The organism is Rubinisphaera margarita (assembly GCF_022267515.1).
GTDB classification, from domain to species: domain Bacteria; phylum Planctomycetota; class Planctomycetia; order Planctomycetales; family Planctomycetaceae; genus Rubinisphaera; species Rubinisphaera margarita.
This window is the reverse complement of record NZ_JAKFGB010000022.1, coordinates 267033-288025: the sequence shown is the minus strand read 5'-3', so window position 1 is coordinate 288025 and position 20993 is coordinate 267033. Positions and strand designations below refer to the sequence as shown.

Sequence of the window (20993 nt, the reverse complement as noted above, 5' to 3'; positions counted from 1 at the left end):
GCCGCACTGGCTCAGCCAGTGGCATACTTTGCGAGGCAGCGGGAGTGGACTATTCCACCGTCACGCTCTTGGCCAGGTTTCGCGGGCGGTCGACGTTGCAACCCCGGTGCAGGGCGATGTGGTACGAGAGCAACTGCAGCGGAATCGAAGTGACGAGCGGCTGCAGGTATTCTTCGACGTCCGGCACGTAGATCACGTCGTCGGCCAGTTCGGCGATCTTTTCATCTCCCTTACAGGCGATGGCGATGACTGGACCTTTGCGGGCTTTGACTTCTTCCAGGTTGCTGATGACCTTGGGGTAGATGCCGCACTTGGGAACGACGAAGACCGACGGAGTGACTTCGTCGACCAGAGCGATCGGGCCGTGCTTCATCTCGGCAGCCGGGTAACCCTCGGCGTGAATGTAGCTGATTTCCTTGAGCTTCAACGCTCCTTCCAGAGCGACCGGGAAGTTGTAGAGGCGACCCAGGTACAGGAAGTTGTTGTATCGGGCGTACTTCTCGCAGACGTACTTGACCATTTCGTGACATTTCAGTGTCTCTTCGACCTGAGCGGGGATGTCCCGAAGATGGCGGATGATTCGCTTCCCGGCGGGGTACGACAGGTGCCGCATGCGACCGAAGAAGAGCGAAAGCAACGTGAGCACTGTGACCTGAGAGGTGAAGGCTTTGGTCGAAGCGACTCCGATTTCCGGGCCGGCGTGCAGATAAATTCCACCGTCCGCTTCGCGGGCGATCGTTGAACCGACCACGTTGCAGATCGCGAGCGTCGGATGACCTTTGCGTTTGCATTCCCGCATTGCTGCGAGCGTATCAGCCGTTTCGCCCGACTGGGTGATCGAGAAGATCATCGTGTTCTCGGACATCGGCGGATTGCGGTACCGGAGTTCGCTGGCGTATTCGACTTCGGTCGGGATGCGGGCGAACTCTTCGAGCAGATATTCGCCCACCAGACCGGCGTGCCAGGAGGTGCCGCAGGCGGTGAGGACGATGCGGTCGACTTTCCGCAGTTCCTTGGCCGTCATGTTGAGCCCGCCGAATACGGCGGTGGCTTCATCTTCGTCGAAGCGGCCTCGCATGGCGTTTTCGATCGACTGCGGCTGCTCGTAGATTTCCTTGAGCATGTAGTGCGGGAAATCGCCCAGTTCGGAATCGCCTGCGGACTGATCGAGCACCTGGATCTTCAGGTCGACCGCTCCGCTGTCGCGGTGAATGATCTGGACATCATCGGGGGTGAGGATGGCGATCTCGTTGTCCGACAGATAGACGACTTCTTCGGTATGCACGGCCAGAGGGCTGGCATCGCTGGCGACAAAGTTCTCGTGGTCACCAATGCCAATGACGAGCGGGCTGCCGACGCGGGCCACATACATCGTGTCCGGGCAGTCGCGATACAGAACAGCCAGACCGTACGTCCCTTTGAGCTGAATCAGCGTGGCCTGAAGAGCGTCCACGCAAAGTTGTTGGGAACCGACCCGTCCACCCTGTTCGAGTCCCTGACGATATTCATATGCCAGCAGGTGGGCGACAACTTCCGAGTCGGTCGTGGTGACGAACTCGAAACCGCGTTCTCTGAGCTTCTTCCGCAGCGTCGAGTAGTTCTCGATCACTCCGTTGTGCACGAGGCAAATTTCACCGTCGCCGCCGAAATGAGGGTGAGAGTTGGTGTCGTTGACCTCGCCGTGCGTTGCCCAGCGGGTATGGCCGATGCCAATGTGACCCTGAAGCGGAGCCTCGGCGACGGCATGTCCGAGTTCCTGGACGCGGCCGGCTTTCTTCGTCAGCGAGATCTGCCCGCCTTCCAGCACAGCGATTCCAGCACTGTCGTACCCGCGGTACTCGAGCCGGTGTAATCCGTCCAGCAAAAGATTCTGGACCTGCTGATGTCCGACGTAACCGATGATTCCACACATAGCATCTACCCTGACTGAAAAAGTGGACTCCTTGCGGGAAGCTACCAGAATCAGGAAAGACAGGTCAACTTCTGTCTTGGGAAAAGCAGGGACAGGCAGTCGAGGGGAATTATTTGCCGATTCCGATGCGTCGGATAGTCCGATACCCTCGTTGAGATCAGGGATGGCTCAGACGCGTGCGTCTGAGTGGCGGAGCCGCAAGTGGAAGCTGACCGACGCTCTCTTGGTCAGCCGTCTGCCGCTCGCCGAAGAATCGCTGGCCTTTTTCTCGGCGAAGGACGGCCTCTTCCTGTGACTCGTCCCCTGGACATGCTCGTCTGGGCCAACCGCGTTTCGAACCCGGGATCGAAGGTGACGTTTCAGCACGGCCAGTTTGAGTTCGGTTCTGCCGGCGACTAGAATCGCGCTCTTCCACTGATGAGAAATGACTCGATGACTGCAGCCGAACAACCACGACCGTCGCAACTTTCGCTGTATCTGGGCCTGATCCGGTTCAGTCATACGATCTTTGCGCTGCCGTTCGCTCTGTTGAGTGCGATTCTGGCCTGGTCAACCGTCGCTCCGTTCCGCTGGCAGGATCTGCTGGGGGTGCTGCTGTGCATGGTTTTTGCCCGCACGGCGGCGATGGCCTTCAACCGGTACGCGGATCGGAAGTTCGACGCCGAGAATCCCCGGACGGCCGGCCGGCACATCCCGGCGGGATTGCTGAGTGCGGGAAGCGTTCTCGCTCTGACGATCCTCAGCAGCCTGGGATTCATCGCCTCAACGCTGCTGTTCTTGCCGAATCAGCTTCCGCTGATGCTTTCGGTCCCCGTCCTGCTGTTTCTGCTCGCTTATTCGCTGATCAAACGGTTCAGCATGCTGGCTCATTACTGGCTGGCTGCGGCGTTGATGCTTTCCCCGCTGGCCACGTGGGTCGCCCTGACCGGTTCTCTGGAGCCGAGTTTGTGGTGGCTGGCCGCGGCGATTTTCTTCTGGGTTGGCGGTTTCGACATTATTTATGCGTGTCAGGACGCGGAGTACGATCGCTCCGCCGGTCTGCACAGCATCCCCGCTCGCCTGGGGGTCCCGAAGGCTCTGAAGGTGGCCGCGACGAGCCATTTCCTGTGTGCGGCAGCGTTGATCGCCTTCGCGGTCACCAGTCCGCTGTCGACGATCTTTCTGGTCGGAGTCGTTCTCATGGCCTGCCTGCTGGTGTACGAACATCTGCTCGTGAAGCCGTCGGACCTGTCCCGAGCCGGCGTCGCGTTCTTCAATGTGAATGCCGTGATCAGTTTCGGGCTGCTGTTGTTCGGAATTGCAGACCTGTGGCTCGACGTGTAGAGTGCGCCCCGCGACAACTGGTCGCATTTTTCACACTGCCCGGCGCGGCAGCACGCCCGATTGCGTATAATCCGCATGCAGAATCCGGCCTGAAAACCCGCATCGCCGGCCCGCTTAGTTCGAGTAACTCGACGAGAGTATAGTTCCATGTCGCAGGCAGACGTCCAGAAACGTATCGCAGAGATCGAAGAGAAGGTTTATTCCGGCACCCGTCTGACGATGGACGACGGGATGTTTCTGGATCGCGAAGTCGATCTGATGACGCTCGGGCGGCTGGCGAATTACGTTCGCGAACAGAAAAACGGCCGCTACGCCTACTACAACACCAACATTCATCTGAACCCGACCAACGTCTGCGTGTACCGCTGCCGATTCTGCGCGTTCCGCTCCGATCTCAAGGCCGACAAGGCCTACATCTTCAGCGACGACATGATCCGCGAGCGTGTCCACGAAGCCCAGGAGAAGGGGGCGACCGAGATCCATGTTGTCGGCGGACTGCATCACCAGAAGAAGTTCGACTGGTACGTCGATGTCGTGCGGATCATTCATGAAACCGATCCCGAGATCCATATCAAAGCCTGGACCGCGGTCGAGATCAACTGGTTCAGTCACATCACGAAGAAGCCGTACGACTGGGTGCTGCAGGAACTGAAAGACGCCGGTCTCGGCAGCATGCCGGGTGGCGGCGCGGAGATCTTCGACGAGGACATTCGCAAGCAGCTGTGCGAGCACAAAGCCGATTCGGAACGCTGGATCGACATTCACGGCACGGCTCACGACCTCGGCATCCGCTCGAATGCGACGATGCTTTACGGTCATGTGGAACAGGCCGAGCATCGCATGGACCATCTGCTCCGACTGCGAACCCTGCAGGATCGAACCGGCGGATTCCAGACCTTCATTCCGCTGGCCTTCCATCCGGAGAACACGGGGCTCGATCACATTCCCAAGCCGACCGGCCAGATGGACCTGCGGACAATCGCGATCGGCCGCCTGATGCTCGATAACTTCGACCACATCAAGGCCTACTGGATTATGCTGGGTGAATCGACGGCTCAGGTTGCCCTCGGCTTCGGAGCAGATGACCTCGATGGCACCGTGGTTCACGAAACGATTTACCACGACGCCGGTGCCAAGACCCCGCAGGCGCTGACCGTCGAGCAGCTGCACAACATGATCCGCGAAGCCGGCTGCATCCCAGTCGAACGCGATACGCTCTACCGCAAAGTGATCCGCGACGGCCACCGCTGGACCGTCGGCGAACCGGTCCTCGCATAGCAGTCATCGATCGGTTGATCTCACAAGGGAGATCGCGCGTAAACCGCGTTCTCCCCAAGTTTGATTCTTTCTGCTTCACGTGCTCGAGTTGCCTTCTGCTTGAAGCAACGCCTCCCCCTTTCGAGTCACGCCCTTCCGGGCCGCACAGAGGACCCTCGGGAGTGGACTTGGTTGCTCGTGGTGCCCGCGTCTTGTGATTCCAGGCTTTTGCTCTGTCTGAATGGGGGAAGTTCGTCGGAACTCCCGGGAAATCCTCGCCAGTCTCTGTTTGACTCGTTATGTTTGACATTGGTTCACTGATGGCTGGACGGCCTTCAGGAATCGGGACCACTGATCGAGTAGCTACCTTTGAGCAGAAGGAGACGAGCGATGGCGAGATGGGGGAAATCCCGGTACACGATTCTGGCGGCACTTCTGGCAACGGTGGTGATCAGCTGGAATGTCGCGAAAGGCTTCATGTGGCAGGCGGCTGCTCCTGAGGATCTCATTCCACAGAACACCTTCCTTTATACGTCGTTTGATGGTCTCACCGATCACAAAGAGGCGTACTCCGAAACGGCCGAGTATCAGGCCTTCGTCGAGTCGGGTCTCGCGGATGTCTTCGATCGCATCATCGAATTCATGATCGCCCGTGATGAAAGCGGGAACGCCCGGCAAGCCCGCGAAGTGGCCGCAGACCTGATTGGTCAGGGCTACATCGTGGCGGCTTCGCTGTCGTCCGATCCTCAGGATCCCATACCCTCTTCGCGGATTATCTTCAATGCGGGGGGGCGATGGGCCGAAGCGGCGACGAATCTGTTGGGGCAGTCGCTCGAACGCGAAGGGATTCAACTCGAAGTTGAACGCATCAACGGACGGTCGGTCGCTCATTTCATTATCCCTCAGTCCCCCGGCATTCAGGTCGGCCTCTGGAAAGAAGGGGAGAGCCTCGTTGTCGCCGTGGGCGCAAATGTCGTTCAGCAGACAATGGCCTGTATTTCCGGCGACGAGCCGACGCTGGCGGACAATGAGAGTTTTGCAGCCGTGAAAGCCAAAGACGTCGACTTCGCACAAACCGGGCTCTTCTGGCTCGACTGGACCGCGTTGCAGAAGAAGTACGGCTCAATTCCGTTGCCGGTTCCGACCGAACAGCAGTTGACGGTAGCCGATGTCCTCAAGCTCGTTGGCATGGACAGGCTCGAAACCGTCGTCGCCCGCACGGGCTATAAGGGCGAAGCGAACTGGACTGAAACTCAGATCGTCGGATTGGGGCGATCGGACGGCCCGATGATGACCATGGACGATCTGCCGCCCATGCCCTCGAAGATGAACTGGTTCATGGCCTCGCAATACGATGCCGAAGCGACTTACGACGCGTTGATCGCGCTGGCCCGGAACGCCGCGAAAGTCGTGGGGGGACCGCAGCAGGATCAGGCGGAAGCGATGATCGATTCGCTGCCCAAGATGCTGGGCTTTGATCCGAAAGCGGATTTGCTCGCTCACTTCGGTGATGTCGTTTGCCAGTATGACGATGCCAATGGCGGGATGTTCGGTATGGGAGCCGCGTTGTGCGTCGAGCTCAAGAACCCCGATCAGGTCAAGGCCTTTATCGACGGGCAGATGACACGTCTCGAAGAGGCTGAAGAAGACGGCGAGTACTACGACTGGCCGGTTTATCCCTTCCGGATCGAGAAGGACGGTCACGATCTGATCGTCTTTGATATTACGGGGGATGGCGATCAGGCGGTGCAGTACGGTGCGGTTCAGGTGGTCGACAACTGGCTTGTCGTGGCACTGATGCCCCAGGCCGTGGAAGCCTTTCGTTTGCGAGTTGAAGGCAAGCTTCCCAGCTGGAAACCGGACGAAGAATACAAAACGGCGCTCGGAGCATTGCCGGCGGAGTTCAGTTCGATCAGTGCGATGAACACGCGCGATACCTATCAGCTGCTGCTGAATCTGGGCATGCCGTTCCTTCCGATGCTCCAGTCCGCCGCGTTGAGCGAGGGTCTTGAAGGAGACGAGGAACTCCCGGTTTACATCGAGGACTTCCCGCCGCCCGAGCGAATCACCGCTCCGCTGTTTCCGAACCTGGCCGTGTCGGTCTGCGATGAGAACGGTTGCACGATGTACTCACGCAGCTCGACGGCAGGGTTTCCGATGTTCGGCGGCAACGCCGGAATGAGCACAGCCGCCGTGGCCGGCGTGGGGGTCGCGTTGCTGTTGCCAGCTGTTCAGGCGGCCCGCCAGGCGGCTCGCAGGACGCAGTCTTCAAACAACCTGAAGCAACTTGGACTGGCGATGCACAACTATCACGACGTTTACAAGCATTTCCCGTCCGCAACGATTCCCAACGAGGACCTGGAACAGCCTGAAGACCGGTTGAGCTGGGTCGTATCGATCCTTCCGTTCATCGAACAGGCTCCGCTCTACGAGAAAATCGATCGCAAGCTGGCCTGGAACAAAGAGATCAACGATGAAATGGCCCAGATCCAGATCCCCAATCTGCTCGATCCCGGCATGAATGAAGGGGATAGTGAATACGGCATCACGCATTATGTCGCCATTGCCGGCGTGGGGAAGAATGCCCCGGAACTCAAAATCGGACAGCAAGGTTGTGGCATCTTCGGCTACGATCGTGAGACACGGATGAGGGACATCACCGACGGGATGAGCAACACGATGATGATCACGTCAGCATCTGACGATCACGGCCCCTGGGCTCAGGGGGGAGAAAGCACCGTTCGTGGACTCTCCCATAAACCGTATGTTTATGGTCCGGATGGTCTGGGGGGATCCGATGGGGAAACGATGCAGGTGCTGATGGCGGATGGATCGGTCCGCACCGTCAGCAAACATGTTGACCCTGTGGTGCTCGAACGCCTCGCCCAGATGGCCGATGGCGAGGTTGTAGGCGAATTCTAGAAGTCGAATCGCAGTTTGAAACGAATGAACAGGGAGCGACTGTGTCGACGGTCACTCCCTGTTCGCGTCTGCAATTGTAAAAACTGCCAAATCCGCACACGTGTGGTCCGGTTTGGAACTCCTCTTGCGTCGAGCCGGAACGTCTTGCTATACACACTCGGTTAGGGCCAGGGATTGGTCCGTTAACACACCCGGTGACCCGAGTTGCCGCAGACCGCTCAAGGATGGGCTGATGAGTCTCAACGCTGCAAAAATCGCCGAACTTGTCTCCGGAATCCTGCATGGAAACCCGGATGCGTTAGTCGATGACGTCTCCTCGATCTCGCGATCTCGCGAAGGAACGCTGTCGTTTCTCAGCAACGCCCAGGAGGTCAAACAGCTGGCCAAGGCGTCAGCCTCGGTTGTTCTGATCCCTGAAAAATGTGACCCGGGTCAGATCCCGTTCAATGGGGAAGCCCTCATTGTTGTCGCGGATCCGTTCAACTCCTTCATTGAGCTGCTGCCGCTGTTTCGCCAGTCGGCTCCCGAACGCCGCCCGGGCATTCACCCGACAGCCGTCGTGGACCGAACCGCCACGATTGACGCGAGCGTGACCATCGGACCGCATGTTTCCGTTGGCCCCAATTGTCAGATCGGTGAGGGCTGCCATCTGCACGCTGGCGTTGTCCTGCAACATAATGTGACTCTGGGCACCAATGTCATTCTACATCCGCGTGTTGTCGTATATGGCAACTGTGAATTGAGAGATCGGGTGCAGGTCCATTCGGGCTCGGTGATCGGAGCAGACGGATTCGGCTACCGCTTTCACGGCGGCGCCTTTCATAAGATCGAGCATTTTGGTTCCGTGATTCTCGAAGAGGACGTCGAAGTCGGATCGTGTACAACGATCGATCGGGGCATGTTCGAGCCGACCGTGATCGGTCGGGGCACCAAGATCGATAACCTGGTGATGATTGCTCACAACTGTCAGATCGGGGAACACAACGTGATCGTGTCTCAGGTCGGACTGGCGGGATCGGTGACCACCGGCAACTACTGCCGCTTCGGCGGTCAAGTCGGCATCGCTGATCACCTGCATATTGGCGAAGGCGCGAATCTGATGGCGCAATGCGGCGTCTTCCGCAACGTCGAAGCCGGTGCCACTCTGCTTGGAGCGCCTGCGTTGCCGCTGGAACAGCAGTCCAAGATCATGACCGCTCAGACCAAGCTGCCGGAAACACGGCAGACGGTTCGTCGGCTGCAGAAGCAGGTCGAGAAACTGGAAGCCCGTCTGGACGAGCTTGGCTCGACCGAGAATCCTCAGGAGCACCGTCGCGCGGCCTGAGTGAGTCGTTACTGAAGTCAATTTCAATCGTTCAAATGGTTTACGTTTCCTGAGTCATGGCAGATATCCTTCCACTTCGACAATTCGAGCCTGCCGAGCGGCGGCATCCCGCGGGAATGCGGGTGGGTCTGCTGGCCGGAGCGGGGCGGTTTCCGCTCATCTTCGCGGAAGCGGCACGCGCTCAGAACTACGAACTGTTCGGGATGGGCGTCATCGGAATGGCCGATGAATCGCTGGCCGGGATGTGTCACCATTACTCTCCGGTTCCTCTGGCCCGCATCGGTCAGGCGATCCGCTGGTTCAAACGGAATAAAGTCGATCAGGTCGTGATGGCCGGGAAGATCGAGAAGACGGTTCTGTTTCAGTCGAACCGCATCTGGCGACTCATGCCCGATCTGCGAACCGTTCATCTGTGGCTGCGTTACGCCTGCGACAACAAAAAAGACGACACGCTGCTGCTGGCGGTCATTCGCGAGTTTGAACGCGACCGCATTCACTTTGCATCCGCACTCGAATTCTGTCCGGAGTTACTCGTGCAACACGGCTTCCTCACTCGACGAAAACCGACTGCTGCTCAGTGGAAAGATATCGCCTTCGGCTGGGAGATGGCCAAGGAAATCGGCCGTCTGGATATCGGTCAGACGATTGTCGTCAACGATACGGCTGTGATTGCCGTTGAAGCGATCGAGGGAACCGACAGAGCCATTCTGCGTGCCGGTGAACTCTGCAAACGCGGCGGGTTTACCGTCGTGAAAGTGGCCAAGCCGCAACAGGACAGCCGCTTCGATGTTCCGACTATCGGCGTGCAGACTCTGCGTTCGATGCACGAAGCCGGCGGTCGCGTGCTGGCTGTCGAAGCCGGTCAGACGATCATCATTGATGAACCTGAAGTCATCGATCTGGCGGACAAACTCGGCATCGCCATTGTTTCGCTGAATGCCGAAGAAGCTCAGCTCCGCGTCGCCTGCTGAAGAGCAGGGTGAGCTGGTTTTCACAGGCACAGTCGCCGGGTACCATTGGATCTTCCGTCCGCTGTTCTTTGCAGGAGATCCGCCATGCTTGCGTTCCGCAGAGTGCTTCTTGTTCTACCCCTCCTGCTGGCTTCTTTGACGGTCCACAGTCAGGCTGCGGAGCCGACCTTCCGACAGGTCGAGATCCAGGGGTGGACCCTGCACCTCGATACGCGACTCGAACGCGACAGCCCCGACGAAACGGCACGGGCTCTCAAGCTGCTGGAAGAACAACTCTGCTTCATCATAGACGTCGTGCCGGAGCGACACATCCCGCAACTGCAACAGGTGACACTCTGGTTCTCGCCGCTGTATCCGGGGATTGGTCCGAAGGCCGTGTATCATCCGTCAGTCGACTGGCTGAAGAAGAACGATCGCAATCCGGAGATGGCCCGCTGTGTCGAGTTCACCAACATCGCGATCTTCGAGAAGGAAGTGAAACGCATGCCGGTCTTCGTGCTGCACGAACTGGCCCATGCCTATCACGATCAGGTCCTCGGTTTTGATCATGTCGATATCAAAGCCGCCTATGACGCCGCAAAGTCGACCGGACTTTACGATCAGGTGCGGCGCGGCAACGGAAAGATTGAACGCGCGTACGCGATCACGAATGCGAAAGAATACTTCGCTGAAAACACGGAAGCCTATTTCGGCCAGAATGATTTCTTCCCGTTCAACGCCACCGAACTGAAAGCGCATGATCCCAGGATGTACGCGCTGCTGGAGAAAATCTGGGGTCAACCGCAGTAGGGGTTTGGCCACTGGTAACTGTCAGTGGTCGAATTTGAGATCGCACTGCTGGGCAAGCCAGCAGTGGCACCCCTCGGCTGACAAAAAGCGAGACGGCACCCTGCAGAGGTCGCCGGCGAAGCGTGGCTCAGTCTTCGTCGTCGAGGAACGAGATCATTTCGTCCTCGGGGAGCAGTTCGAATTCAGACGAATCGGCCGTGGCGGCGTCCTGTTCGATGACTTCGGTTCTTTCGCGGCCGTTGACGTCTTCTTCGTCATCGGGACCCATGAAGACCTTGAATTTCACTTTGGCGAAGGCGAGCTCGTCGCCGGGAAGAATGGCGCCGCGAAGGACACGCTGTCCGTTGACCTTGGTTCCGTTGGTGCTGCCGAGATCGCGGATGAAGAGCAGGCCGTCGGTGCGGGCGACGATGCAGTGCATCTTGGAGATGCTGGGATGGTCGATCACCACATCGCAGGCCCCGTGCTTGCGACCAACTACGGTCACATCACGGGTAATGACGATCTCACGCCCTTTATCAACAGGAATCAGCTTGGCTTGCATGGACGTGCAGCTGTCTCAAAAAGTCAGGGGACACTCTGCATCAGTTTGAATCCCGATACACAGGGCGTCAAGCTGCCACTTGCCAGTTTCGCTCCGATCCGACGTATTGCGGGGACCGAATAGAACGTCTGAACGCGCTGTCCCGACTGATTCCGTTGCGCCGGATCTGACGGTTTGTCCGACTAACGACGCACCGGCGTTCCCGAACTGGCGATCTGCTGCCAGGCTTCCAGACCCGTTTTCAGGAAGCGGGTAAACTGACCGGGAGCCCGTTCTTTGCCTTTATAAGTGCTCAAGATCGTTTCTCCGTCCGGTGTGACAATGGCGTAGGCGGGCATCGAGGTGTCGTTGAACCAGTCTGACTGCAATCGCTGGTTTTTGTCCAGAATCTCGTCGCCCTGTTCCAGACCGGCCATGTTCGGGATGACATCGACAAACAGCTGGACCCGTACAAACTTTTCGAGCAGTTCGCGATTTTCCTCCTTCGGGAAGACATTGGCTTCCATGAAACGGCAGTTCACGCAGTTCACACCCGTAAAATCGAAGAACAACGGCTGCCCCTTCGACTTGGCGAACTGAATCGCCTGATCGACATCCAGAGCGTACAGCAACTCGTCGTGCTCGAGAGCCGGACCAAGATCCACATCATTGACAGAATCAAGTGTCGGTGGAGCAAAGGCGGCGATCTGTTCCCAGAGAGCCCCTTCCGGTTTCTGAGCTCCGTAAATGCCTGCCGACAGATAACCAGCAAACGACAGGAAGATTAGAGCGAAACTAAGCCGAAGGACGCCGATTGAATCGGTAGCCGTGTCGTGCGGCAGGCGGAACATACCGAGCAGGTAAAGGCCTGTCACAATGCTTAACACCATCCAAGCCGTCATGACCAGTGAATAGTCGAAGATATACGGAGCCGAGAAGATGCTCGTGTCGGCGACGCTCAGGAATTTGAACGCCGCTCCGATTTCCAGCAGGCCGAATGTCACCTTGACGTTGTTCATCCAGCCGCCGCTTTTCGGCAGTTTTTTCAGATAGCTGGGAAACAGTGCCAGGAAGAAGAACGGAGACGAGAAGGCCGCCGAGAAGGCGATCATTCCCAGAATTGGCCAGTAGTATTCTCCCTGGGCGGCCATCGGCAGCAGGCCACCGACGAAGGCGAACGTACAGGTGAACGAGACCAGCGTGAACGTGAAGGCCATGAACAGCACGCCAATGACCCCGCCCTGACTCTCCTTCTTCGAGGACCAGGTCAGCAGCCAGGAGGGCATGCGAATTTCAAAGAGACCGAGCATGCTCAACCCGAAGAAGATCAGCACGGCTGACAGGAAGATGTTGAACCAGGCGTTGTTCGCAAGCCCTGTCATGGCCGAACCGCCGTACAGAGCAGAGACAAGAACCCCGATAAACGTAAATGTTCCAATGATGCCCAGGCAATACAGCAGAGCCATGCCGATTGGACGATGATGCTCTTTCTCCGCCTGCTTCAGGAAGAAGCTGACCGTGATGGGGATCATCGGGAAGACACACGGCGTCAGCAGGGCCAGATAACCGAAGATGACTCCGGTAATGAGGAAGGGGATCAGTCCCTTCTTTTGAGCGGGAACATCTTCTTCAATGGGACCCGCATTCGAGGCGGTTTTGTCCGGAGTCTGAACGGGGGACGCCGCTGCGATGTCGCCACTTTTCGTTCGATTCCCCAGCGAGAATTCCACGGTGCGTGGTGGCAGGCAGCCCTGGTCATCGCACAGCTGGAATTTGATTGAGCCGTTCAGTGGACCTTTGAATGTAGCGGGATCGAGCTGATAGCGACGCTGCCAGGTGACTGTCTTTTCGAAGTACTGCTGTTCGATGTCGGGTTCAGGCCGTGTGATCGTTGGCTTTGATGTCGGCAGAAACCGGGAGTCGATCGGAGTAAGGCCGGGCGTAGTCGGAACCGTGAACTCGGTCGGGATACCGAACATCTCCGGGTCCTGCGTCTGGGCGTAGATGTGCCAGTGGCCTTCCATGTTCGCGGTGATGGCCAGCACGACCGTGCGCACAGAATCTTCCGGAGCCGAGGTGTTCAGGAGTTTGACGTCGAACGTGACCGGAGTGACTCCGTCGGTCTTCAGGTCGGGAGTGACCTTCTGGGAGTCGAGTAGAATGCCGGTAATCGTTCCCAGAGTTTCCGGTTTCCGGGGCTTGAAAATGCTCTCAGGAACTTTGGGAACCTGCGGGGGATCGGTCTTCACCATCGGCGTGGCGGGCTTCTCGGGGGCCGTTCCGCTGGCAAGCTCTGCCTGCAGCGAAATTGCCTCGACGAACTGATTGCAGGTTGCATCGTCGCAAACCTGGAAGCGGACTTCCCCTTTGACCTGCGGAGCCACGTCGCCCTTCACGCGGAACGTGCGGGACCAGACGACGCCGCCAAAGAACTTCTCCAGTTTGGCGTCATCGAACAGAGGCTCAACGACGACCTTCGGCTCCTTGTTCGGTTTGAACCCCGCGTCGAGCGGTTCGAGGCCGACAATTTCGTCCAGCTTGATCTTTGTCTCGGCTCCGATATTCGGATTCTGCGAGTAGACGTACGACTCTTTGTCGGTTTTGACTTCAATCTCAACCTTGATCTGTTCGCCGGCGACGGCTTTCTGAGGCGAGAACCGTACAACCACCTTCGGCTCCTGGGCCGTAGGCGATCCCAGCCCCGGCAGAGCCAGGTTGTTGTTGAGTCCTTCAAACTGAGCGGAAGTCGAAGTGCTTCCCACGGCGAAGACAGCGAGCACCGCTGTCAAAACCAGAAGGCCCGAGTAACGTCCGATATTCATCATCGAAATAGCCTGCTAAACAGAGTTTCTGTGCAGTTGATCTGGGAGAGTCGTGTCCAATGGGTGGCCATTCAGTTTATCTCGTGCGATTCAGACTGAAAAGCGGAGATCCGGGGAGTCGCCGAGGCGGCCTTTGCCCAAATCCCAGTCATTGTATCGCCCGGCAGCCGATTCCGATCCGTGAGATGGAGCACAAATCGGTGCGATTCTTCGAGAATGTTCGTCCATCATCCTCAGCGTGCGACAGGGCTGACCGGGGACAGAGGCCCGATTGCCGGGGAGCTGCTGGACCATTAAATTAGACGCAAACTGTTTGTGACTCTTCTTTTTCAGCGGCAGGTCCCTCGTGACGGATAACTCTCGGTCTTCTCAACCCCCCTGGCGAATCGGAGAAGGGCACGATACCCATCGCCTGGCTCCGGGCCGCAAGTTGATTCTCGGCGGGATCGAGATTCCGCATACGGTGGGAGCGGTCGGGCACAGCGACGCCGATGTCGTGCTGCACGCCCTGACCGACGCGCTGCTGGGAGCGATCGCAGCCGGCGATATTGGCGAACTGTTTCCCGATACCGACGAGGCCCACCGCGATGCGGACTCTTCGATCTTCGTGAGAGAAGCCGTGAAACGTGTCCGGGAGCAGGGATATGCGATCGCGAACGTCGATTGCACGATCTTCGCCCAGTCCCCTAAACTTTCCCCCTACAAAACAGCAATCCGACAACGGATCGCCGATTTGCTGGAACTGCCGCTCGACCGCGTGAACGTGAAGGCGAAAACCGGCGAAAAAGTCGGCCCGATTGGCCGGGAAGAAGCCATCGGTGCGGCGGTCAGCGCGTTATTATACCTCAGGCAGGGTGCATCTTGACGCACCCGCCATCACGGCTTGGAGCCACGGCGGGACATACATTTCCTGCGGACGGGAGATTTCAGATGGAACGGATTCTGGGGATCGATCCCGGCTTGACCCGGACGGGTTACGGGGTGATTCATCGCGGCCCGAAAGGGGTCGTGCTCGATGAAGGAGGCGTCATTGCAACGTCGACCGATCAGACACTGGCGGAACGGGTCGGAGAAATCGCCGGGGAAATCCGTGACGTCATTGAGCAGTGGCAGCCGGTCGCTCTGGCCATTGAGCAGGTCTTCTCACTCGGCAAGAACCCGAAGAGTGCCATTCTCCTGGCTCACGTTCGAGGAGCAATGCTCGCGGTCGCTTCCGATGCCCGACTCAAGGTCTGCCATTACAAGCCAACACAAATCAAGAAACTTCTGACCGGCAGCGGGCGAGCGTCCAAGGAACAGATGCAGCTTGTCGTGAAGACCGAACTGGGGCTCAACTGCGTTCCCCGGCCTCACGATGTGGCAGACGCGCTGGCTATCGCTCTGTGTCATCTCCATCTCATTCAGATTGATCAGAACGCCGCCTGAGCGGCAACCTGGAACGGAGTCACCTTTGATCTCATCGATTCGCGGTTCGCTCAAAGCAGTCGAAGCCACCTCGGCTTACCTGCAGGCCGGACCCTTCACCATTGAAGTCTTCATCCCCGATTTTGTCCGCCGCCAACTGCAGAACCGCATCGGCGAAGAGATCGAATTGCAGACAATGGCCTACCTGGAAGGCAACCCGCAAAAGGGGGGCCGGATGACGCCTCGCCTCGTCGGCTTCACCAGCAGCGCCGAACTGGCCTTCTTTGAGTTGATCTGTTCGGTCGACGGGCTGGGCATCAAGAAAGCGTTGCAGGCGATTGTCCGACCGGTTCGCGAAGTCGCCGCGGCCATCGAACAGCAGGACACGAAAACCCTGAGCACCCTGCCGGGCATTGGCCCCGCAGTCGCGGAGCGGATCGTCGCCAAACTGCGTCGCAGAATGACCCGCTTCGCTCTGATGGTCGATCGGGCCGACGGCGAGGGCGGAGAGCCTCAGCACGATCTGATTTCGGAATCGTATGAGGCATTGCTCGTGCTCGGCCACACCAGCGAGGATGCCCGGGACAAGATCGACCGAGTGCTCGCATCGGGCAAGAAATTCAAGTCGGTCGAAGATGTTCTGAATGCCATCTATCAGCAGGAATATCAATAAGCCTCTGGCAGGCTGTCTTCCCTCACTTCTTTGATTCCCTTCCCGGAAAGTCGACATGTCGAATCGTGTTCGCTGGGGTATTCTCAGCACGGCGAAAATTGGAACGGTCCAGGTGATCCCCGCCATGCAGCAGGCCGAGAATCTTGAGATCGCCGCGATCTGCTCGCGGAATCTGGATAACGCGAAGTCCGCAGCCGAGTCTCTGGGTATCGTCAAAGCTTATGGCTCGTACGAAGAGCTGCTGGCCGATCCGGACATCGATGCCGTCTACAATCCCCTGCCGAATCACATGCATGTCGACTGGTCGATCGCGGCCCTGAAAGCCGGAAAGCATGTGCTTTGCGAGAAACCACTCGGGTTGAGTGTAACCGATGCACAGCGACTCGTTGATGCCGCCAGGGCTCATCCGCAGTTGAAGGTGATGGAAGCCTTCATGTATCGGCATCATCCGCAATGGCAGAAGGCGAAGGAAGTCCTCTCCAGTGGAGTGCTGGGCGAACTGAAGACGATCGACTGTTCGTTCTCGTACTTCAATCGCAACGCGGGCGACATTCGCAATCAGAAGGCGATGGGCGGCGGAGCGCTGATGGACATCGGCTGCTATCCGATCTCGCTTTCGCGGTTTCTGTTCGATTCCGAGCCTGAACGGGTGATGGGAACAATCGATTTCGATCCCGAATTCCAGACCGACCGTCTGGCCTCCGTGATTCTCGACTTCGGCACTGGCACTTCGACCTTCTCCTGCTCCACCCAGATGGTGCCTTATCAGCGCGTGAATGTCTTCGGCTCGGAAGGCCGCTACGAGATCGAAATCCCCTTCAATGCTCCGATCGATCGCCCCTGCATCGCCTGGCTGCAGCAGGGGAAAGAGGTGGAGCAGCTTGAGTTTCCGATCTGCAATCAATACGCGATCCAGGGCCGGCTGTTCTCGGAGGCAATCCTCAACGACACACCCGTGCCGACGCCACTCAGCGATGCCATCGGCAACATGCGAGTCATCGAAGCGATCTTCGAGAGCGCCGAGAAGAACGACTGGGTGAAACTCCGGTAAACTAGCGTCCCCGTAGCGGCAGGATGCCGCCGGTACGGAAAGGGGACCGAGATTTGCGGATCTTGCCCGATGAGCGTATGATCAGGAAAATCGCTGCTCCTGAGAGAGAAGGAACGAATCATGTCGGTGTCTCGCACCACTCGCCCGGAAAACTACGACGCTGCCTCGAATGATGGATATGGACTCGGGGTTCCCCTTGAACTGCTGGTTCAGGATCCCGAAGTCGTGGCTGAACTTCGGCAACTCGACGACCAGGAGCGGGAGGACTTTGCGCTCCGGGCTCTGAAGATCGGCGTGCTCGCCTTGAAGCAGGCTCGCGGTCAGATCGACGCCGAGACGGTGCGGAACGAAGGCAGGCAGCTTGTCACGACCCTGCAGGGGCGGCTCGATGCTCATTCGCAGGTGCTCAAGGAAGCGGTCGATGCTCAGTTACGGCACTATTTCGATCCCGACTCCGGCCGACTGCACGAACGTCTGCAGCGATTGCTGAAGCAGGACGGCGAACTCGAACAGGTGCTCAAGAAGCATCTCGGCGAGCAGGACTCCGAACTCGTCCGCACCCTGAGTGCTCATCTCGGCGAAGAGAGTCCACTGTTGCGACATCTCGACCCGGAAGACTCGAAGGGGCTGCTCTGCCTGCTCCGTCAAACGGTCGACGATCAGCTGAACCGGCAGCGGGAACGGATTCTGGTCGAGTTCTCGCTCGATCACAAAGACGGAGCTCTGTCGCGGTTCATCCGGGAACTGACCGATCGTCACGGTGAGATGGCCGGCGATCTGGCGAAGAAGATAGATGTCGCCGTCGGCGAGTTTTCGCTCGATAACGAAGAGTCCGCGTTGAGTCGGCTGGTGAAAAATGTCCACACCGCCCAGAAGACGATTCAGGATCAGTTTTCGCTCGACGAAGAGCAGTCGGCGCTGTCGCGGCTCAAGCGGATTCTCGAAGCGACGCAGGAATCGATCAACAGCCAGCTCACCCTCGATGATGATCAGTCGGCTCTCGCCCGATTGCGGAAAGAACTGACCGAGATTCTGCAGGAACAGCAGAAGAGCAGCCGCGAGTTTCAGCAGGAAGTGACCACGGCTCTGCAGGCGATGCAGATTCGCAAGGAGCAGGCGGCCCGGGGAACGCTGCATGGAATCGAGTTTGAACAATCGCTGATGTCGTTTATCGATCACGAATTCAAAGCGACCGACGACATGGTGACGGCGACCGGGAACACGACCGGCCGCATTAAGAACTGCAAAGTCGGCGATATCACCCTGGAACTCGGCCCGGAATCAGCCGCCCCCGGGGCTCGCATTACCATCGAAGCCAAGGACAAGCAGAAGTATCAGCTTGCTCAGGCGCGGGAAGAAATCACCATGGCTCGCGACAACCGCGACGCCCAGGTCGGCCTGTTCGTATTCGCTCGCTCCAACGCTCCGGAGAACCTCGAATCGCTGACACGAATCGGCAACGATGTGTTCGTGGTTTGGGATCCGGAAGACACGATGACGGACCTTTATCTCAAGACCGCGATCACACTGGCGAAAGCACTCTGTGTTCGGGCCCGGCAGCACAACGAGTCGCATTCGGCTGACTTCCTCGAAATCGATAAAGCGATTCTCGAAGTCGAGAAGCAGATCTCCGCCATGGACGATGTCGAAACCTGGGTCCGCACCATCGCCAGCAACAGCGAGAAGATCCTCAAGAAAATCGCGACCATGCGTAAGTCGCTGCTCTCTCAGAGCGAAGTGCTGCGGGAACGCACCGAATCGCTGAAAGTCATTGCGGAGGGGTAAAGTCCACAGCGACTGGACGCGGCGTCCTCCGCTGGGATGGCTTCACAGGCCGCCCGGTCAGCTCAGAACCACACCCGCGTTGAATTACGCTTTGCGGATGTAATGGGCGGCGTAGCTGCGGACGTGCTGGCCGTTGAGAATGTGGAACATCCTCAGCTGCTGGATCGTCTGCTGGCTGAATTTATTCATCGGCACATGAATGATCTTCTTGCCGGCTCGCTGAGCCAGTTTTTTCCAGGCGATGCCCGGCGGGCGTTCGCTGAGCAGGGCGATGTGTTTTTCTCGACTGTAATGACAGCCAGCCACAATCAGCCGTTCTTCAAGCGTGTCGACATAGTCGAACCGACGATCCGTCCAGATGTCGCGAATCGGGCGGGGCGGGAACAGGAAGAGGGCACCGCCATATCGGCCGAGGGCGATCTGAGGACCGACCAGTTCACTCAGAAAGTCGGTGGCGAAGAACGCGAGCGTCGATTCATCCTGGTGTTCAGCGTGCCATGTGATCCGGTGCGGGTACTCGCGCGGATCGGCTGGGGAATCAAATAGCATCACGACGCAGTCGAGCCCGCCGCGCGTGGGGGGGATCTCTTTCACGTACAAGTCGCCGGTGTGCCAGTTGCGGAGCGTTTCCCGAATATCGAGGCCGTCCTTGAGGCTGGTCGAAAACTTCTCCGTGCGAGCCAGATCGTTGCCGAGCAGGGCCAGGGCATGGTCCTTCACGTGCGTCCGAAACCGTTCGATAGCCTGATCTTCCGGCGGCCAGCTACATTGGGAGTACGGATTCCAGGACGTGAGCCACGTCTGCTGCTTGCGGTGCTCCGGTCGCGACTGCAGTCGGCAGGATCGCCAGGACACCGGGTGACCCGGCAGTCGCGATTTCATATCAACGACATCCCCGTCCGGCAGACGGGCCTGATCAATCCCCATCGCCAGAAAGTTGTCCGTCTCAGGGGGCTGGTGTTCGTAACTGCGGGCGACTTCGGCCAGAAGAATTGCGAATTGATCCCCGAAGATCTGCTGTGCGGCGACAATCAGCGTGTAGAGATCGGGGGTGAGCCGCCGTTCGATCAGCGACAGATTGCGAATATAGCGGAAGTAGGTGCCGAGCAGCTTGGGAGTGATGGCGCGAGCCCGCTGGCCATACTCTTCGAGATAGACTTCACGCGTTCGCAGTAAAAGAGCCTTGATGCCGTCGATGCTCAGGTTCTCGTCGGAATCGAGTTCGGCCCGTGCCTTTTCATACTGCGCGGTAATATAGGGGAGTTCTCCGGTCAGGAACATCAGCGTCCGTTCGGCGACGATGGCGGAACGAACCGGTTGTTCCGGGGCACGTTCGGATTCGGGAAGCGGATCGGACCAGTCGTACGCCGATTTGATCGAGAGCCATTCGTTGTAGGAGCAAAGGCAGAGGATCGATGAATACTGAGTTTCCAGCTCCCGCAAGCGTCCCGCCATATGCGTGGCCCGCAGTTTCACCTGATCGGGAACGGAAGTGGGCAAAACGGGCAGAATAGCGGAGGAGAACGCCTCGGCCTGAAGCTGCTTCACGGCATAGGGATCGGGCAGGGCGGAATGGACGACTTCAAATTGCTCGACCTCGGCATCGATGAAGAACCGTGGCATCCGTTCCTGGGCAGCGATTCTCAGTGCGGCGATGACCGGCTGGCAGGGATCAACCGGGATGTACGTGGCGATGGCATCCTCGTCCCAGTCATCGTCGTCGTCATCATCCTCATCGTGCCCCGGTTCCCAGTCTCGCTGTTCGAACTCGTTGTCTTCCAGCTGCCAGATAACACTGACGACCGGCAATTTTTCAATCGCTGCTTCAACAGCAGGTTGAAACTCGGTCGGCAGGGGAACGGCCAGGCAGTCGAATCGGTGATTCAGCAGGATTCGTCGCACTTCAACCGCAAAATCTCCGCTGCCGTGCACGACAGGGAGGAGCGAGATTCGCTCACTCAACTTGAGTAGATTGTGTGTCGATTCCATAAACTTTTGGTAACTGGGGGCTTGCGGGCGGAATAACTGGCAGCGAGGGTGGGAAAACGTCAGGTAAATGACCGTAGTTCAGCTCGAATTATACGGCGATTCCTTGACGGAAGATGCGTCAAAAGCAGAGCCGTCAGGGGAATTCATAGAAATCCGATTAATTCACCAACCGGTACAACCGATACCTAAGGCAGGGAGTCTTCCGGCAGGTCCGAAGATTCCAAGGCTCAGCGCGTTCGAATCTGCGT

The 20993-nt window shown here is 58.2% G+C and carries 16 protein-coding genes; 12 read left to right on the top strand and 4 right to left on the bottom strand.

Features of this window, described 5'->3' with window-relative positions; all coding sequences use genetic code 11:
• Window positions 1-49: 49 nt before the first annotated feature.
• Entirely contained in the window at window positions 50-1912 is a 1863-nt protein-coding gene (gene glmS / locus L1A08_RS22395) for a glutamine--fructose-6-phosphate transaminase (isomerizing) (RefSeq protein ID WP_238758822.1), read from the bottom strand.
• A 163-nt stretch (window positions 1913-2075) separates the two neighbouring features.
• On the opposite strand from glmS, the gene L1A08_RS22805 reads away from it, so the two are divergent.
• The 7 genes from L1A08_RS22805 (at window position 2076) to L1A08_RS22365 (ending at window position 10498) form a co-directional block, all read left to right on the top strand.
• Window positions 2076-2207: a hypothetical protein gene (locus L1A08_RS22805; protein ID WP_261363016.1), complete on the top strand. Its 132-nt coding sequence runs from the start codon at window positions 2076-2078 to the stop codon at window positions 2205-2207.
• Window positions 2208-2344: 137 nt separating this feature from the next.
• Window positions 2345-3235 carry a UbiA-like polyprenyltransferase gene (locus L1A08_RS22390; RefSeq protein ID WP_238758821.1) on the top strand — a complete coding sequence of 297 codons (891 nt, stop codon included), beginning with the start codon at window positions 2345-2347 and terminating at the stop codon, window positions 3233-3235.
• A 147-nt stretch (window positions 3236-3382) separates the two neighbouring features.
• A complete protein-coding gene (mqnE, locus tag L1A08_RS22385) occupies window positions 3383-4513 on the top strand; it encodes an aminofutalosine synthase MqnE (protein ID WP_238758820.1) in 1131 nt (376 codons plus the stop codon).
• Between the two features lie 369 nt (window positions 4514-4882).
• Window positions 4883-7414: a DUF1559 domain-containing protein gene (locus L1A08_RS22380; protein ID WP_238758819.1), complete on the top strand. Its 2532-nt coding sequence runs from the start codon at window positions 4883-4885 to the stop codon at window positions 7412-7414.
• A gap of 232 nt (window positions 7415-7646) precedes the next feature.
• Window positions 7647-8738, top strand: coding sequence for a UDP-3-O-(3-hydroxymyristoyl)glucosamine N-acyltransferase (gene lpxD, locus L1A08_RS22375; RefSeq protein ID WP_238758818.1), 1092 nt, complete (start codon window positions 7647-7649; stop codon window positions 8736-8738).
• A gap of 56 nt (window positions 8739-8794) precedes the next feature.
• Window positions 8795-9709, top strand: a complete 915-nt coding sequence (locus L1A08_RS22370; RefSeq protein WP_238758817.1) for an LpxI family protein — start codon at window positions 8795-8797, stop codon at window positions 9707-9709.
• Between the two features lie 84 nt (window positions 9710-9793).
• Complete coding sequence (locus L1A08_RS22365; protein WP_238758816.1) at window positions 9794-10498, top strand: metallopeptidase; 705 nt, start codon at window positions 9794-9796, stop codon at window positions 10496-10498.
• A 127-nt stretch (window positions 10499-10625) separates the two neighbouring features.
• Here L1A08_RS22365 and L1A08_RS22360 read toward each other — a convergent pair whose 3' ends face one another.
• The gene (locus L1A08_RS22360; RefSeq protein WP_238758815.1) at window positions 10626-11042 is read right to left on the bottom strand and encodes an FHA domain-containing protein; all 417 of its coding nucleotides are present in this window, start codon (window positions 11040-11042) and stop codon (window positions 10626-10628) included.
• Window positions 11043-11224: 182 nt separating this feature from the next.
• Complete coding sequence (locus L1A08_RS22355) at window positions 11225-13846, bottom strand: protein-disulfide reductase DsbD family protein (RefSeq protein ID WP_238758814.1); 2622 nt, start codon at window positions 13844-13846, stop codon at window positions 11225-11227.
• Window positions 13847-14189: 343 nt separating this feature from the next.
• Between L1A08_RS22355 and ispF the strand changes: the two genes are divergently transcribed.
• The 5 genes from ispF to L1A08_RS22330 all read left to right on the top strand — a co-directional run bounded on the left by ispF (window position 14190) and on the right by L1A08_RS22330 (window position 18756).
• Entirely contained in the window at window positions 14190-14708 is a 519-nt protein-coding gene (ispF, locus tag L1A08_RS22350) for a 2-C-methyl-D-erythritol 2,4-cyclodiphosphate synthase (RefSeq protein ID WP_238758813.1), read from the top strand.
• 65 nt (window positions 14709-14773) lie between these two features.
• On the top strand, window positions 14774-15268 hold the full coding sequence (gene ruvC, locus L1A08_RS22345; RefSeq protein WP_238758812.1) for a crossover junction endodeoxyribonuclease RuvC: 495 nt from the start codon (window positions 14774-14776) through the stop codon (window positions 15266-15268).
• Window positions 15269-15293: 25 nt separating this feature from the next.
• Complete coding sequence (gene ruvA / locus L1A08_RS22340; RefSeq protein ID WP_238758811.1) at window positions 15294-15920, top strand: Holliday junction branch migration protein RuvA; 627 nt, start codon at window positions 15294-15296, stop codon at window positions 15918-15920.
• A gap of 55 nt (window positions 15921-15975) precedes the next feature.
• Entirely contained in the window at window positions 15976-16971 is a 996-nt protein-coding gene (locus L1A08_RS22335) for a Gfo/Idh/MocA family protein (protein WP_238758810.1), read from the top strand.
• A gap of 120 nt (window positions 16972-17091) precedes the next feature.
• Complete coding sequence (locus L1A08_RS22330; RefSeq protein WP_238758809.1) at window positions 17092-18756, top strand: hypothetical protein; 1665 nt, start codon at window positions 17092-17094, stop codon at window positions 18754-18756.
• 84 nt (window positions 18757-18840) lie between these two features.
• On the opposite strand, the gene L1A08_RS22325 is transcribed toward L1A08_RS22330, so the two are convergent.
• Window positions 18841-20745 carry a hypothetical protein gene (locus L1A08_RS22325; protein ID WP_238758808.1) on the bottom strand — a complete coding sequence of 635 codons (1905 nt, stop codon included), beginning with the start codon at window positions 20743-20745 and terminating at the stop codon, window positions 18841-18843.
• Window positions 20746-20993: the final 248 nt, after the last annotated feature.